This window comes from Streptomyces sp. TRD_SC_5 (assembly GCF_056836825.1).
In genome coordinates this window covers 5,015,985-5,030,708 of sequence record NZ_JBWZZS010000001.1, presented here as the reverse complement: position 1 = coordinate 5,030,708, position 14,724 = coordinate 5,015,985, and the positions used below count along the sequence as shown (strand labels likewise).

Here is a 14,724-nt window from a genome sequence, read left to right as displayed (position 1 = left end):
CGTCTCATGCGTCGCACCACTGTCCGCCGTACCGCCGTCGCCGCCTCCGCCCTCTCGCTGGCCCTGCTCGTCAGCGCCTGCGGCGGCGACAAGAGCGCCGACAAGCCGGCCGGCAAGGCCGCTGACAAGCCCGCCGCCGCCGAGCCCGCCGCGAAGGCCCTGTCGCAGGCCGAGCTGGACAAGCTCGTCCTGGCCCAGGGCGACCTGAAGAACCACAAGGTCGCCAATGTGTCCAAGGCGGATCTCGCCGTGGCGAAGGCCGCCACCGCCGACAAGGCCGAGTGCGCGCCGCTCGTCGACGCCATCGCGCTCCGTTCCGTGGGCAAGCCCGCCGCGTCCTCGCCGCGCAAGATCTCCACGGTGCCCGAGAAGTCGGACAAGGACGCTTCGGCCGAGGAGAAGCTCGAGTCCGGCCTGGCCGCACTGGGCAGCATGACGGTCATGTCGGACACCCTCGGCTCGTACGACGGCAAGGGCGCCCAGGAGGCCCTCGCAGGGCTGCGCGCCGCGGGCGAGGCCTGCGGCGACGGCTTCACCGTGACCACCGGCTCGGACAAGACGAAGTACACCAAGGTCGCCCCCGCCACCTACACCGGTGGTGACGAGGCGGTCGCCCTCACGCTGACGAGCGAGCTCGCTGGCGAGTCCAGCACGTCCCAGTTCGTGGCGGTGCGCAAGGGCAACACGCTCGTGTCCTTCTACGCGCAGAACTTCGCGGGCAAGACGGAGCAGCCGAAGGCCGCCATCGAGGCGCAGCTGGCCAAGCTCGGCTGAGCATCGCCCGTCGGCTGAACCCGAGGGCCACGACCCCGTCCCCGCCTGTGCCGGGGGGCGGGGTCGCACCTTGTCCGCCTCCCCCCGTCCCGCCCGGGCCGCCCGGAGCCACGCCGGTCGCTCCCCGCATTGCCCCTCGACGGGTGACGGCGTTGGCCCAACCCGCCCAGTCACCCGCTCACGGGCGCGACGCCGCCGCACATCATCACCTATGGGCCGGACCGCCCGGCCGACGAACCGGAGGTGATGACGTGTCAGGCAGACTCTCCAAGTCCGTCTGTACGGTGGCACTGGCCGCCGCCACGGTGCTCACGGCACTGCCGGCCCCATCCACCGCGGCGGTACCGGGCGCTCCCACCCCCCGGCCTCCTTCCCCACCGTCTCCCGTGCGCGGGGAGGCCACCGTCGCGGAGGCGACCGTCGCGGAGCTGCTGACGGAGCTTCAGAAGCTGTACCAGCGGGCCGAAGAGGCCAGTGAGACGTACAAGGCGACGGAGGAGTCCGTCAAGGAGCAGCTGGGCGAGGTCAAGAAGGTGACCTCGGGCCTGTCCAGGGCCCGGCTCGCGCTCGCCGAGAGCCGGGGCGCGGCGGGGCGTCTGGCGCGCGAGCAGTACCAGGGCCGCACCGGCCTCTCCCCGTACCTGCGGCTGCTGCTGGCGAGGGACCCGCAGCAGGCGCTGACGCAGGGCCACGTACTGAAGCGGGCGGCCGACGACCGGGCGGCGACGATCGCGCGGCTGGAGAGCGGCGAGCGGCGGGCGGACGAGCTGGCGACCAGGGAGCGGTCCGCGCTCGACAAGCGGCAGACGCTGGCGAGGAAGCAGAAGAAGCAGCGCGACGAGGTACGGGTGCGGCTGAGGAAGGTCGAGGAGCTGCTGGCCTCGCTGACCGAGGAACAGCTCACCGATCTGGCACAGCTGGAGGAGCGGAACACCGGCGTGGCGCAGCGCGACCTGCTGGCCTCGGGCGCGCTCGGCAGCCCCGGCTCGGCCGCGACGCGGGCGCCCTCACGGCTGGGCGGCCGGGCGCTGGAGTACGCCGTACGGCAGATCGGGAAGCCGTACGTGTGGGGTGCGGAGGGGCCGGGCTCCTTCGACTGCTCGGGGCTCACGTCGCAGGCGTGGGCGCACGCGGGGCGGGAGATCCCCCGGACGAGCCAGGAGCAGTGGCGGCAGCTGCCGAAGGTGCCGTTGCGGGATCTGCGACCGGGTGACCTGGTGATCTACTTCCCCAAGGCCACGCATGTGGCGATCTACCTGGGCAACGGCCGGGTGATCCAGGCGCCGCGGCCGGGGGCCCGGGTGAAGGTGTCACCGATCGCTTCGAATCCGCTGCTGGGCGCGGTGCGGCCGGACCCGCTGGTGAAGCCGATGCAGTCCTACGTCCCGCCGAAGCTGCCGCGCGGCGCGTCGGCGGGGTCGGACGCGGGCTACGGATCGGATTCGGCGCCGGACGACTGACCTCGGACGCGGTTCTCTACCGGCTCTCTAGGACGCCGAAGTGATACTCCTTCACACCAACTCGAACGGTCGAGCGAAGGAGCTTCAAGGAATGTTGCTCAGAACATGGACTTCCCGAGTCGCCACCATGTGTGCGGCGGGCGCCCTCGTGGTCGGTATCGCGAACCCCGCTCAGGCGGCGGACTCCGTCCTCAGCCTCAACAAGGACGGAGTCCGGGTCGGATACATGAAGCACTACGATTCCGACCCGGACTCGTTCGCGGTCTGCGACTCGTACGCGGACGGCAAGGGAGTCACGGGGAAGCTCTGGATTTGGGCTGCCAACCAGGTCAACGACTGGATTCTGGTGGGATCACAGGATGACGGCGGGGACGCGGGATGCGATCACTTCAACTTCAACATCACTGAGGGCAACACCTACATGTGGGGAATTGAGCGGCACGGCGGCGGCCCCACGAAGACGGCCTACCTCTACGAGTAGACCGAACTGACCCCGGCCGGGCGGCTGGGCAGACCGAGCGGTACTGGGTAGGAGATGGCCCTCTCACTACCCAGTACCGCCGTGTCACAGGTCACCCACTCAGGCAGGACCGGAGACCGACGCCAGGTACGCGTTCGTCTTCTCCGAATCGTAGAAGAAGTTCTCGAAGTCCGACGGGTCGTTGAAGCCGTTCGCGAAGCGGTCGGCCACCGGCTGCAGGCCACCCGCCGCGCCGATCAGGTTCAGCACGTGCTCCGGCGGTACGCCCAGCATCGCGTTCGTCCACTTGGTGACGTGCTGCGCGGTGTCCCAGTACCGGTCGAACGTCGACTGCATCCACGCTTCGTCGAACGGCTGGTCACCGTGCGACGTGATGGAGGAGAGGTACGACGCGGCGCACTTCGAAGCGGAGTTGGAGCCCTGCCCCGTAACCGGGTCGTTCGCGACGACCACGTCGGCGACACCCAGGACGAGGCCCCCGCCCGGCAGCCGCCCGATGGGGTTGCGCACCGTCGGGGCGTACCGTCCGGCCAGCGTCCCGTTCGCGTCGGTCAGTTCGACCTTGGTCGCTCGCGCGTACTCCCACGGCAGGAACTTCTCCATCAGTTCCAGCGTGAGGGACAGGTGCTCGGAGGGGTCCTTGACACCCTTGAACGCGTCCACCGGACCGCCCGGGATGCCCTCCCAGAACAGGATGTCCGCGCGGCCCGACGTGGTGAGCGTCGGCATGACGAACAGCTCGCCGACACCCGGCACCAGGTTGCAGCGGACCGCGTCGAACTCCGGGTGCTCGGGGCGCGGGCCGAGACCATGGACGTACGCCACGGCGAGGGCGCGCTGCGGGGCGTCGTACGGTGAACGGGACGCGTCGCGGCCGAACATCGAGACCAGCTCGCCCTTGCCCGCCGACACCATGACCAGGTCGTACGTACGGGAGAAGTAGTCCAGGTCCGACACGGCCGCGCCGTGGATGACGAGCTGTCCGCCGCGCTGCGCGAACGTCTCCATCCAGCCGGCCATCTTCACCCGCTGGTCGACGGACTGGGCGTAACCGTCGAGCTTGCCGACCCAGTCGATGGCGCGGGACGAGTCGGGGGCCGCGACCGAGACGCCGAGGCCCTCGATCTTCGGGGCCTGCGACTCCCAGAAGTTGATCTGGAGATCGCGCTCGTGCTGGAGGGCGGTGTGGAACATGCACTGCGTCGACATGACCCGGCCCGACCGGATCTCGTCCGCCGTGCGGTTGGACATCAGGGTGACCTCGTACCCACGGGTCTGGAGTCCGAGGGCGAGCTGGAGACCGGACTGACCGGCTCCGACTATGAGTATCTTCCGCATGGCGGGGTTCTCCGTTGAGTAGCTTGAGTAGCTGTTCGGGGGTACGGCGCTTCGGCGCTATTCGGGCGTGACGGCAAGCGCGTGACCGACGAGGGCGAGCAGCGAGTCGACCACCGTGATCCGCTTGCGCGCGTCCATGATCACGACCGGTACGTGCGGCGGCACGGTCAGGGCTTCCCTGACGTCCTCGGCCTCGTACGACGCCGTTCCCTCGAAGTGGTTGACGGCGACGATGTACGGCAGTCCGCAGCTCTCGAAGTAGTCGAGCGCGGGGAAGCAGTCGGACAGCCGGCGCGTGTCGGCCATGACGACCGCGCCGATCGCGCCGCGCACCAGGTCGTCCCACATGAACCAGAACCGCTGCTGGCCGGGTGTTCCGAAGACGTACAGCACGAGGTCGTCGTCGAGGGTGACACGGCCGAAGTCCATCGCCACGGTGGTGTGGGTCTTCTCCGGCGTCGCGGTGAGATCGTCCGTCTCCTCGCTCGCGGTGGTCATCACCGCCTCGGTCTTGAGCGGTGTGATCTCCGAGACCGAACCGACGAAGGTCGTCTTGCCTACGCCGAAGCCGCCGGCAACCACGATCTTGGTGGCTGTCGGGGCCCGGGTGCGGTCGGTCTGCCAGTCCCGGGCGCCCTCGTCCGCCTCGGGCGGGAGGGCCGGCAGGGGCACCTGAGGCTGGGGCGGGACCGGCGGTGTGTGCCCGGTGGCGCGGGCGTGGAAGGTCTCGGTTTCAGAGACGGCGGAGTCCACTCAGCACCCTTTCGAGCAGCGCGCGGTTCGGCTGGCCGGGCGCGTGCCCGGTCCCGTACACACGGATCTTTCCCTGGTCGGCCAAGTCGCTGAGCAGCACGCGGACCACGCCCAGCGGCATCTTCAGCAGTGCGGAGATCTCCGCGACCGTACGCATGCGGCGGCACAGCTCGACGATGGCGCGCAGCTCCGGCATGACGCGTGTCTGGAGGCCGCCGTTGGTCAGCTCGCGCCGCTCCTCGGGCGCCTCGATCGCCGCCACGAACGTCTCGACGAGCAGGACGTGCGTGAAGCGGGTACGGCCGCCGGTGAGCGAGTACGGGCGTACGCGGGCGGGCCTGCGGCCGTCGCCCCGTACCGGGAGTTTGGCGGGGGCGGGGGGCGGCGTCACAGGGCGCTCTCCAACGATTTGCGCAGCTCGCTGCGGAGTTCGGGGGTGAGGACGTGGCCGGCGCGGCCGACGAAGAGCGCCATGTGGTACGCCACGACGCTCATGTCGCAGTCCGGCGAGCCGTGCACGCCGAGCAGCGAGCCGTCGCTGATGGACATGACGAAGACGCTGCCCGCCTCCATCGCGATCATCGTCTGCTTGACGCCGCCGCCGTCCATCAGCTTCGCCGCGCCCTGGGTGAGGCTGGCGAGTCCCGAGACGATGGTCGCCAGGTCGGCGCTCGAACCCTTCGGGCCGTCCTGGCGGACGGAGGGGGTGGCCGGTCCGACGTTCCGCTCCGGGTCGGAGGACAGGAGGAGCAGCCCGTCGGACGACACGACGGCGACCGAGAGGAGCCCCGGCACCTCGTCGACGAGATTGCTCAACAGCCAATGGAGATTACGGGCTTCGCTACTCAGCCCGAACGTGCTGGACGCAGTCAACTGCGTGCCTCCTCAACTGTGTCCCCCTCGGTCTCTGTCTCTTTGGCGCTATCTGTGTCCGTACGGTCCGCGTGTGCCGAAATCTCCGCCTCGACATCACGGCGGCCCTTGATCGCGCCCTGGTGGAAACCGCCGAGCCGGCGCCGCAGGGCGTCCGCGTCGATGCTGCCGGAGCGCTCCTTGGGCTCTGCCGGGCCGGACTTGACGACGTTGGGAGTGCGCTTGGGCAGCCCCTTGTCGGTGACCGGCTCGACCTGGGTCCTGGTGGGGGCGGGTGCGGGGGCGGTCGGCGCGGTGGTGTCCTCGGTGCCGGCGTCCACCTCCGTATCGGCGTCCATCTCACCTGCGGGCGCGGCGGACTGCTGGGGCAGTCGCATCGCCCAGGTCGGTTCGTCGACCGGCGCTTCGGTGTCCACGTTCCCGTCGGCGGCGCGCTCATGCGTGTCGGGGCCGATGTCGTAGGGGCCGGGGGCCGGCGTCGTATCGGGCTCGACGTCGGCTGCCTGGCCGGCGTCAGCCGTCGGCTCGTCGTCGGCCTCCGCGTCCTCGCGGATCGTCCGCTCGGCCGCCTCCACCAGCGGGTCCTTCACGCCCTCCCGCAGCGGATCGCCGGGCATCGCTCCCGAACGCCCGGGCAGCGCGTTGGAGTTGGCCTCCGCGACCGACCCGGGCAGGTTCAGCGTGGGGGCGTCCCCCGCCACCGGCACCGCGGGCGGCGCGGCCATCGGCGGGGCGGTGGGCAGCAGTGCGTCGGGCAGTACGACGACGGCGGCCACCCCGCCCTGCTTCTGCTCGCGCAGCATCACCCGTACGCCGTGCCGGGCAGCCAGCAGCGCGGCCACGTGCAGGCCGATGCCGCCGTCGGTGCCGTCGCCCGGCTCGTACGCGTCCGGTGCGGCGAGGCGCGCGTTCAGGTCGGTGAGCCGGTCCGGCGGCACGCCGATGCCCTCGTCCTGGACGGAGAGCATGACCTCGCCGCTCTCCAGGAGCCAGCCGGAGAGCTCGACCTTGGCGTCCGGTGGCGAGAACGAGGTGGCGTTCTCCAGGAGTTCCGCTAGGAGGTGGCTGAGGTCGTTGGCGGCGAAGCCCGCGACCTGGGCGTGCGGCGGGATCGACTGGATGGCCACCCGCTCGTACCGCTCGATCTCGCTCACGGCGGCCCGCAGTACGTCGACGAGGGGCACCGGCCCCTGCTGCCCCTGTCCGTGCTCCGTACCGGCCAGGACGAGCAGGTTCTCGCCGTGGCGGCGCATGACGGTCGCCATGTGGTCGAGCTTGAAGAGGGTGGAGAGCCGCTCCGGGTCCTGCTCACGCTCCTCCAGGCTCTCGATGACGCCGAGCTGGCGCTCCACGACGCCCAGCGTGCGCAGCGAGAGATTGACGAAGGTGGAGTGGACGGTGTGGCGCATGCGCTCGAGCTGGGCGGCCGCCTCGGCGACCTGCTCCTGGAGTTCGGCGCGCTGGGTGGCGAGGGTCTCGCGCTGGCCGATCAGGTGCGTGCGGTCGCCGGCGAGCTTCTCCGCGCGGACACCGACCTCGGTGAGCCTGCCGTGCAGCGTGTTGAGGGAGCGTACGACCTGGGCGAACTCGTCGTTGCGTCCGTTGAAGCGGACCGGCTCGACCGCCTCGCCGCCGGGCTCCCCCGGCTCGGCGGCCAGCCTCGCGGCGCCGAGGCGCAGTACGGCGAGCGGCCGGGTGAGCGTACGGGCGACGGCTGTGCTGACGCCGACGGCGACCAGCAGGCAGGCGCCGGCCAGGGCGATCCGGATCTCCAGCGCGGTCACGTCGTCGTCGCGCAGCTGGGAGAGGCGGTTCACCTGCGCCGAGCCGAGAGACGACTCGACGCCTCGCATCAGGTCGATACGGGCCGACAGTGCGGCCTCGGCCTTCGTACGGTCGGTGCCGAGCTCGGAGTCGGAGAGCTGGGGCTGGTCGGTGAGGCGTGCGAGGTACTGCTCGGCGGTCTTGACCTCGGGGCCCGTGACGGTGGTCTTGAGGGACTCACGGGCGGCCTGCCCGGCGGCCTGGTCGAAGTCGCCGAGCGCGGCGAGTTCGCGTACGCGCGACTGCTGAGCGGCGGCGCTCAGCGCGTTGCGGGTGCGGACGCTCTCGGAGTCCGGGTCCTCCTCGGCGGGGACCAGGAGTCCGGTGATGGGGTCGATGCGGTTGCCGGTGTTCTCGCGCGGCACGGAGAGCGCGGCGAGCAGCAGCCCACGGGTGGCGGCGGCCTGCTCGACGGCCTGGCCGAGCGAGGCGGGCGCCCGGGTGGCCTCGGCGGCGCGCGGGGGCGTCTTGTCGGCGAGCTCGTCGGCGAGGTCCTGGAGCTTTTCGATCGCCTCGGTGTACGCCTTGTGGGCCTCCAGCGCGGTGCCCTCGCCGGTCAGGGCATCCCGGCGGATGCCGGGGATCCTGGCCAGGTCACGGTGCAGGCCGGCGGGGGCTGCGAGCTCGATCTCGTCCATCTGGCGGTCGACGCGGGCGCTGCGGTTCTCGGAGAGCCCCTGCTCACTCTTGCCTCCGCCCTCGCCGCCGCGTCCGGCCGCGATGTACGCGGTGACGTCGTCGCGTTCGTCGGCGAGGGAGTGGGCGAGGGTGACGGCCTGCCGGTTCAGTTCGGCGAGGGTGACCAGACGCTGGGACTCGGAGAGTTCGGAGGACGCGCTGAGGATGGCGGGCGTACCGGCGGCCAGCACGGTGACGCCGACGACGGCCACGCCGGCGACCAGCCGACTGCGTACCCGTACGGTGCGTTCGGTCCGCTCGCCATTGCCGCTGTCGCCACGAGGCCGCTTTTTCTGCACCGGTGCTCGCATTCTTGCTTGACTCGTCTGCTCACGTGGCCGAGGTGACGACTGGTCACTCAAGAGCGCCCCACCCCAGTTAACGGCTCGAATGGCTTCAGACCATTCCAGTGCTTTTGGGAAGAAGCCGCGCATCGCGCGCCCCGCCACCTGAACGAGTGAACATCAATCGGGAGTTGGCGAACAACTCCCGATCCTGTTCGTCTCACGGGCGCGCGGAGCGCCGGTTGGAAGTTCCGCCCCGCCTTTGGCAGGATGCGCCCCCGCAGCTTCGCGGAGTGCCTCATTCCGCCCATAAACCCGCGCGTCACCTGCGGTACGGGCCAATTGGGCGCCGCGCGAAAGCCGTCGACCGGCGCGCCGCCACCTCATGCAGACTTGGCCGCATGCGCTTCGAACTGGCCACGGCCCCCGGCAGCCCCGAACGCCCCAACGAGGACTGGGCGTCTGTCGCCCTGCCTGCCGCCGGCCAGGGTGGGGCGCTCGTCCTGCTGGACGGCGTGACCCCTCCGGCGGGCGACTACGGGTGCGTTCATTCGGTGCCCTGGTTCACCGCCCGGCTTGGCGGCGCACTGCTCGAATTGTCCGCTTCGCGGCGGGATTTGACCCTGACCGAGGTCCTGGCGGAGGCCATTCGCCGCACCGCCGACGCCCACCGCGACACCTGTGATCTTTCTCACGTGCGTACGCCCCAGGCGACGGTGGTCCTGGCGCGCTGGGGTGCGGACGAGGTCGAACACCTGGTGCTGTCGGACTCGGCGCTGCTGCTGGAGTCCCCGGACGGCACGGTGCGCGCGGTTCTCGACGACCGCCTCGACCGCGTCCCCCCGGAGGTGCTCTCCTCCCTCGCGGCGACCGATGCCCTGCGCAACACCGAGGCCGGCTTCTTCACGGCCGCCGCTGATCCCGCGGTGGCGGAGCGGTCGGTGACGGGGGTGAGCGCGCGGTCGGAGGTGAGGGCACTGGCCGCGCTGAGCGACGGGGTGACGCGCTGGGTGGACATGTTCGGCGCGGGCGACTGGGCGGACTGCATGGGCGTACTGCACAAGGAGGGCGCGCAGGCCCTGATCGACCGCGTGCGGTCGCTGGAGCACGGGGAGTCGGCCGAGCCGCTGGTACGCCGCTGGAAGCGGCACGACGACGCGGCGGCGGCTTACGCGGAGCTATGAGTGGGGTGCAGGTGGGGGCGCCTGTGCGGGTGCCTGCGGCGCTGTTCCCCTACCGGCCCCTTCCCGAACTGGGGGCACGCCCGCACGCGGCGGAGCCGCAAAATGTCACAGCCGGGAAGGGGCGGGGCGGGGAAGGCGCCACAGGCAACCAACGCCCGCACCCGCCAACGCACCGCACCCCGCCCCGGGCCTCCGCCGCCTCACCCCTCCGCCCGCGCGTTCAACTGGTGCAGCAGCCGCGCCAGTTCCGCCACCTCCGCCCGGTCCCAGCCCGCCAGCTTCCGTACGTACCGCGCCCGCCGCGCATCGCGCACCCGCCGGAACCGCGCCCGGCCCTCCTCCGTGAGCGCGACCAGCGAGGCCCGCCCGTCGGCCGGGTCGGGCTCGCGCGTGACCAGGCCGAGGTCCTCCATGGCCCGCAGCTGCCGGCTCATCGTCGCCTTGCCCACACCGAACCACGCGGCCAGTTCCGTGGCCCGCTGCCGGTCCGCCTCGTCGAGCCGTACGAGCAGCCCGTACGCCGCCGGCTCCAGCTCGGGGTGTACTTCGCGTGCCATGTCGCCGGAGGAAGCGCGGGCCCGGCGCAGAAAGACCGCCAATTCACGCTCCAGCGCGAGGAATTCTTGGTCCACACCACTCGCCTCCGGCGTGCGCCCGTCATCCGCTCTTCCGTTTCCGTGCACGTCAGAACTCATTGCGCGCTTTCCTCACCCTGAAGGTTTCTTTCACCAGCGTCCATTGCCGCAGCTCGGCCAGTATTTCGCAGGAGTAGACCAACGGCGGCACCCAGCCCCCCTTCCGCCCGGCCTGTCTACGTGCGTAGCTTCCTTGATGACATGCCCACGCCAGTGGCTTTTGTCGACAGGTCTCACCCGGACCTGTTTCACATCCCCCACCGAGCCTTTCGGAGGCACGCGATGCCCGTGCACAGATCCGGAACGGCCCGCCGCCCGCACACCGCGGCGGCCGGGATTCTCCTCTCCGTCCCAGCCACCCTCTCCGCTCTCGCCCTCCTCCTCACCCTGCCCGGAGCGGCCGCCGCCGCGGAGAAGCCCGAACGCGGCTCCGCCCGCATGGGCAACGGGGTCGTCAAGCACGACGGCCAGGGCGGCCTGCCGCGCGACACCCGCGCCGCCCAGACCGAAGGCGTGGACGTCAGCAGCCACCAGGGCAACGTCAACTGGTCCTCCCTGTGGACCAGCGGCGTCAAGTGGGCCTACGTGAAGGCCACCGAGGGGAACTACTACAAGAACCCCTACTTCGGGCAGCAGTACAACGGCTCGTACAACGTCGGCATGATCCGCGGCGCCTACCACTTCGCGACGCCCGACGACTCCAGCGGCGCCAACCAGGCCAACTACTTCGTCGACAACGGCGGCGGCTGGTCGCGCGACGGCAGGACGCTGCCCGGCGCGCTCGACATCGAGTGGAACCCGTACGGCTCGCAGTGCTACGGCAAGACGCAGAGCGGGATGGTCGCCTGGATCCGCGACTTCCTCAACACCTACAAGGCCCGCACCGGCCGCGACGCCGTCATCTACACGGCGACCAGCTGGTGGAAGACCTGCACCGGCAACTACGGCGGCTTCGGCTCCGCCAACCCGCTGTGGATCGCCCGCTACAACACCACCGTGGGCGAACTCCCGGCAGGCTGGGGCGTACAGACCATGTGGCAGTACACCTCCACCGGCCCCATCGTCGGCGACCACAACAAGTTCAACGGCGCCCTCGACCGCGTCCAGGCCCTCGCCAACGGCTGACCGGTCCGGCCAGACCCGGTCCCGCGGCCGCCGCGGGGCCGGTGCGGGCGCCCCGTCAGTCCCCCGGAAGCTGTGCGACCGCCGCGACCACCGCCAGCAGGGACTCCTCGTCGGCGAGCGGATGTGTCGTGGCCGTGGCGATGAACCCGGCGTCACTGAGGTGCGTGAGGAGCAGGCCCTTCAGCTCGGCGGCCCGCGCGCGGTCCGGCGGTGCGTAACAGAGCACCAGGCTGCCCGACGGACGCAGCAGACCGGCGACGACCTCCAGCTCGCGCGTGGCCGGTCCGGTCCAGAAGACGTTGACGTCGACGGCCAGGATCTTGTCGTAGCGGCCGAGCGTCTCGGGATCGGCGTCGGCGAGGGCCGTATGGAGGAACGCGGCCCTGCCCGCCGACACGGCATCGGCGTTGCGCTCACCCGCGGCCGCGACAGCCACCTCGGAGCGGTCCAGCCCCACGAGCTCGCCCCGCGGCAGGCGCTGCAGAATCAGCTCGGCCGCGGCACCACGCGCGCAGCCGATCTCCAGTACGCGGTCGTCGGGGCGTACGTCGAGAAGGCCGACAGCCACCGTGAGCCGCTCCGGAACGCCCATACCGCCACCTCGCCCTCGCCGTCGTCCTCCCCCGCCGTTCGCTTTCTACCTCCGTTGTATCCGATTACCTGCCTTTTCGCGCGGAAGCCGCCCGCCGCCTCGCTCAAGCGGAAGCCCCCCGCCCTCGTACGAGAGGAGCAGGGGGCTTGCCACGGCCGGGCCACCGGAGGCGTCCGTCACGCCGCCGCCGGCACCCGTACCTCTGCCGGGGCCAGCGCGATCTCCAGGACCTGGCGGACGTCGGTAACCGGGTGAACCTCCAGCTTGTCGAGGATCTCGGCCGGTACGTCGTCCAGGTCGGCCTCGTTCCGCTTCGGGATCACGACCGTCGTGATGCCCGCCCGGTGCGCCGCCAGCAGCTTCTGCTTCAGGCCGCCGATCGGGAGGACCCGCCCGGTCAGGGACACCTCACCCGTCATGGCCACGTCCGTACGGACGAGCCGCCCGGACAGCAGTGACGCCAGGGCGGTCGTCATCGTGATGCCCGCGCTCGGGCCGTCCTTCGGCACCGCGCCCGCCGGGAAGTGGATGTGTACGCCCCGGTCCTTCAGGTCCCCGACCGGAAGCTCCAGCTCAGCGCCGTGCGAGCGCAGGAAGGAGAGCGCGATCTGGGCCGACTCCTTCATGACGTCACCGAGCTGGCCCGTGAGGGTCAGCCCCGCACCCCCCGTCTCCTCGTCCGCCAGCGACGCCTCGACGAAGAGGACGTCACCGCCGGCGCCCGTGACGGCGAGACCTGTAGCCACCCCCGGAACCGCCGTACGGCGCTCGGACGGATCCTGGGCCGATTCGGGGACGTGATGCGGCCGGCCGATCAGGCCACGGAGGTCACCGTCCGTGACCGTGAGCGGCAGCTTCCGCTCGCCGAGCTCGTGCTGCGCCGCCACCTTGCGGAGCAGCCGTGCCACCGACCGCTCCAGGTTCCGTACGCCCGCCTCACGGGTGTACTCGCCCGCCAGCTTGCGCAGCGCGGAGTCGTCGAGCGCGACCTCGCCGGGCTCCAGGCCGGACCGCTCCAGCTGGCGCGGAAGCAGGTGGTCGCGGGCGATGACGACCTTCTCGTCCTCCGTGTAGCCGTCGAGCGTGACCAGCTCCATGCGGTCGAGCAGCGCTTCCGGAATCGCCTCCAGGACATTGGCGGTGGCAAGGAAGACCACATCCGACAGGTCGAGCTCGACCTCCAGGTAGTGGTCGCGGAACGTGTGGTTCTGCGCGGGGTCGAGCACTTCGAGCAGCGCGGCGGCGGGGTCGCCGCGGAAGTCGGACCCCACCTTGTCGATCTCGTCCAGCAGGACGACGGGGTTCATGGACCCGGCTTCCTTGACGGCGCGCACGATCCGCCCCGGAAGAGCCCCGACGTACGTACGCCGGTGTCCGCGGATCTCCGCCTCGTCGCGTACGCCGCCGAGCGCGACCCGTACGAACTTCCGGCCCATCGCGTGCGCCACGGACTCGCCCAGCGACGTCTTGCCGACGCCGGGCGGGCCGACGAGGGCCAGCACCGCGCCGCCACGACGCCCGCCGACCACACCGAGCCCGCGGTCGGCCCGGCGCTTGCGCACGGCGAGGTACTCGGTGATGCGCTCCTTCACGTCCTGCAGACCGGCGTGCTCGGCGTCCAGGACCTCCTTGGCGCTGCGGATGTCGTACTGGTCCTCGGTCCGCTGATTCCACGGCAGCTCAAGAACGGTGTCGAGCCAGGTCCGGATCCAGGACCCCTCGGGCGACTGGTCGGATGACCGCTCCAGCTTGTCGACCTCCTTGAGGGCGGCCTCGCGCACGTTCTCGGGGAGATCGGCAGCCTCGACGCGGGTCCGGTAGTCGTCGGACTCGTCCTCGCCGCCCTGGCCGTTGATCTCGCGCAGCTCCTTGCGTACGGCGTCGAGCTGCCGGCGCAGCAGGAACTCGCGCTGCTGCTTGTCGACACCCTCCTGTACGTCCTTGGCGATGGACTCGGCGACGTCCTGCTCCGCGAGGTGCTCACTGAGCCACTTCACGGCGAGCTTGAGGCGGACCACCGGGTCGGCGGTCTCGAGCAGCTCGACCTTCTGGGGGGTGGTGAGGAAGGGCGAGTAGCCGGAGTTGTCGGCGAGGGCGGAGACGCCGTCGATCTGCTGGACGCGGTCGACGACCTGCCAGGCACCGCGCTTCTTCAGCCAGCTGGTGGCGAGTGCCTTGTACTCCTTGACCAGGTCGGTGACCGATCCGGGAAGCGGGTCGGGCAGCGTCTCGTCGACGCTGGTGCCTTCGACCCACAGCGCGGCGCCGGGCCCGGTCGTCCCCGCGCCGATCCGGACGCGGCTGCGGCCGCGAATCAGGGCGCCGGGGTCGCCGTCGGAGAGCCGCCCGACCTGCTCGACGGTGCCCAGGACGCCGGTCGCGGCGTACGTACCGTCGATACGCGGAACGAGAAGCACCTGTGGCTTGTTGCCACTGGAGTCGCCGCTGGAACGGGCGGCGGCCTGGGCGGCCTCCACCGCGGCGCGTACGTCGGTATCGGAAAGGTCCAGGGGCACCACCATTCCCGGCAGCACGACCTCGTCGTCGAGCGGCAGCACGGGCAGGGTGAGCGGGTTGGACGTCGATGCCATGATCTCCCCTTCGGCAGTTAACTTGAGCTATGCCGACTCAATGCTTGCGCCGTGCCGGATGTTCCCCGGCCGGGATCACGTTCGCTGTGAGCGATCAACGCTCCCCAAAAAGCAAGCCAGGTAATAGCCTCG

13 protein-coding genes are annotated in these 14,724 nt (G+C 70.9%); 5 read left to right on the top strand and 8 right to left on the bottom strand.

Annotated elements, in window-relative coordinates; all coding sequences use genetic code 11:
• Positions 1-6 precede the first annotated feature (6 nt).
• The 3 genes from AC1P0E_RS23260 (at position 7) to AC1P0E_RS23250 (ending at position 2,715) form a co-directional block, all read left to right on the top strand.
• Positions 7-774, top strand: coding sequence for a hypothetical protein (locus AC1P0E_RS23260; RefSeq protein ID WP_482744068.1), 768 nt, complete (start codon positions 7-9; stop codon positions 772-774).
• Between the two features lie 251 nt (positions 775-1,025).
• Positions 1,026-2,234 (top strand): C40 family peptidase, encoded by a 1,209-nt coding sequence (locus AC1P0E_RS23255; RefSeq protein ID WP_482744067.1) that lies wholly within the window; start codon positions 1,026-1,028, stop codon positions 2,232-2,234.
• A 91-nt stretch (positions 2,235-2,325) separates the two neighbouring features.
• The gene (locus tag AC1P0E_RS23250) at positions 2,326-2,715 is read left to right on the top strand and encodes a hypothetical protein (RefSeq protein WP_482744066.1); all 390 of its coding nucleotides are present in this window, start codon (positions 2,326-2,328) and stop codon (positions 2,713-2,715) included.
• A gap of 99 nt (positions 2,716-2,814) precedes the next feature.
• Here AC1P0E_RS23250 and AC1P0E_RS23245 read toward each other — a convergent pair whose 3' ends face one another.
• From AC1P0E_RS23245 to AC1P0E_RS23225, 5 genes are read right to left on the bottom strand one after another with little or no spacing between them, the layout of a single operon-like run.
• Entirely contained in the window at positions 2,815-4,053 is a 1,239-nt protein-coding gene (locus AC1P0E_RS23245) for a styrene monooxygenase/indole monooxygenase family protein (RefSeq protein ID WP_482744065.1), read from the bottom strand.
• Positions 4,054-4,110: 57 nt separating this feature from the next.
• Entirely contained in the window at positions 4,111-4,806 is a 696-nt protein-coding gene (locus tag AC1P0E_RS23240) for a GTP-binding protein (RefSeq protein WP_482744064.1), read from the bottom strand.
• Complete coding sequence (locus AC1P0E_RS23235) at positions 4,787-5,197, bottom strand: DUF742 domain-containing protein (protein WP_482744063.1); 411 nt, start codon at positions 5,195-5,197, stop codon at positions 4,787-4,789. The genes AC1P0E_RS23240 and AC1P0E_RS23235 overlap by 20 nt, the downstream gene beginning before the upstream one ends.
• Positions 5,194-5,679: a roadblock/LC7 domain-containing protein gene (locus AC1P0E_RS23230; protein ID WP_482744062.1), complete on the bottom strand. Its 486-nt coding sequence runs from the start codon at positions 5,677-5,679 to the stop codon at positions 5,194-5,196. The genes AC1P0E_RS23235 and AC1P0E_RS23230 overlap by 4 nt, the downstream gene beginning before the upstream one ends.
• Positions 5,676-8,480: a sensor histidine kinase gene (locus AC1P0E_RS23225; RefSeq protein ID WP_482744061.1), complete on the bottom strand. Its 2,805-nt coding sequence runs from the start codon at positions 8,478-8,480 to the stop codon at positions 5,676-5,678. Before AC1P0E_RS23225 ends, AC1P0E_RS23230 begins: the two co-directional genes overlap by 4 nt.
• 386 nt (positions 8,481-8,866) lie before the next feature.
• On the opposite strand from AC1P0E_RS23225, the gene AC1P0E_RS23220 reads away from it, so the two are divergent.
• Positions 8,867-9,649, top strand: a complete 783-nt coding sequence (locus tag AC1P0E_RS23220; protein ID WP_482744060.1) for a hypothetical protein — start codon at positions 8,867-8,869, stop codon at positions 9,647-9,649.
• Between the two features lie 200 nt (positions 9,650-9,849).
• On the opposite strand, the gene AC1P0E_RS23215 is transcribed toward AC1P0E_RS23220, so the two are convergent.
• Entirely contained in the window at positions 9,850-10,344 is a 495-nt protein-coding gene (locus AC1P0E_RS23215; RefSeq protein ID WP_482744059.1) for a MarR family winged helix-turn-helix transcriptional regulator, read from the bottom strand.
• Positions 10,345-10,566: 222 nt separating this feature from the next.
• On the opposite strand from AC1P0E_RS23215, the gene AC1P0E_RS23210 reads away from it, so the two are divergent.
• Positions 10,567-11,409 carry a lysozyme gene (locus AC1P0E_RS23210; protein ID WP_482744058.1) on the top strand — a complete coding sequence of 281 codons (843 nt, stop codon included), beginning with the start codon at positions 10,567-10,569 and terminating at the stop codon, positions 11,407-11,409.
• Positions 11,410-11,464: 55 nt separating this feature from the next.
• On the opposite strand, the gene AC1P0E_RS23205 is transcribed toward AC1P0E_RS23210, so the two are convergent.
• Positions 11,465-12,001, bottom strand: a complete 537-nt coding sequence (locus AC1P0E_RS23205; RefSeq protein ID WP_482744057.1) for an SAM-dependent methyltransferase — start codon at positions 11,999-12,001, stop codon at positions 11,465-11,467.
• Between the two features lie 176 nt (positions 12,002-12,177).
• Positions 12,178-14,592 (bottom strand): endopeptidase La, encoded by a 2,415-nt coding sequence (gene lon / locus AC1P0E_RS23200; protein ID WP_482744056.1) that lies wholly within the window; start codon positions 14,590-14,592, stop codon positions 12,178-12,180.
• Between the last annotated feature and the right edge of the window lie 132 nt (positions 14,593-14,724).

Excerpts from the sequence above, each read along its gene's own strand:
- AC1P0E_RS23205 (WP_482744057.1), bottom strand. The coding sequence starts at position 12,001 with ATGGGCGTTCCGGAGCGGCTCACGGTGGCTGTCGGCCTTCTCGACGTA.
- AC1P0E_RS23210 (WP_482744058.1), top strand. The coding sequence starts at position 10,567 with ATGCCCGTGCACAGATCCGGAACGGCCCGCCGCCCGCACACCGCGGCG.
- lon (WP_482744056.1), bottom strand. The coding sequence starts at position 14,592 with ATGGCATCGACGTCCAACCCGCTCACCCTGCCCGTGCTGCCGCTCGAC.
- AC1P0E_RS23250 (WP_482744066.1), top strand. The coding sequence starts at position 2,326 with ATGTTGCTCAGAACATGGACTTCCCGAGTCGCCACCATGTGTGCGGCG.
- AC1P0E_RS23220 (WP_482744060.1), top strand. The coding sequence starts at position 8,867 with ATGCGCTTCGAACTGGCCACGGCCCCCGGCAGCCCCGAACGCCCCAAC.
- AC1P0E_RS23215 (WP_482744059.1), bottom strand. The coding sequence starts at position 10,344 with ATGAGTTCTGACGTGCACGGAAACGGAAGAGCGGATGACGGGCGCACG.
- AC1P0E_RS23260 (WP_482744068.1), top strand. The coding sequence starts at position 7 with ATGCGTCGCACCACTGTCCGCCGTACCGCCGTCGCCGCCTCCGCCCTC.
- AC1P0E_RS23245 (WP_482744065.1), bottom strand. The coding sequence starts at position 4,053 with ATGCGGAAGATACTCATAGTCGGAGCCGGTCAGTCCGGTCTCCAGCTC.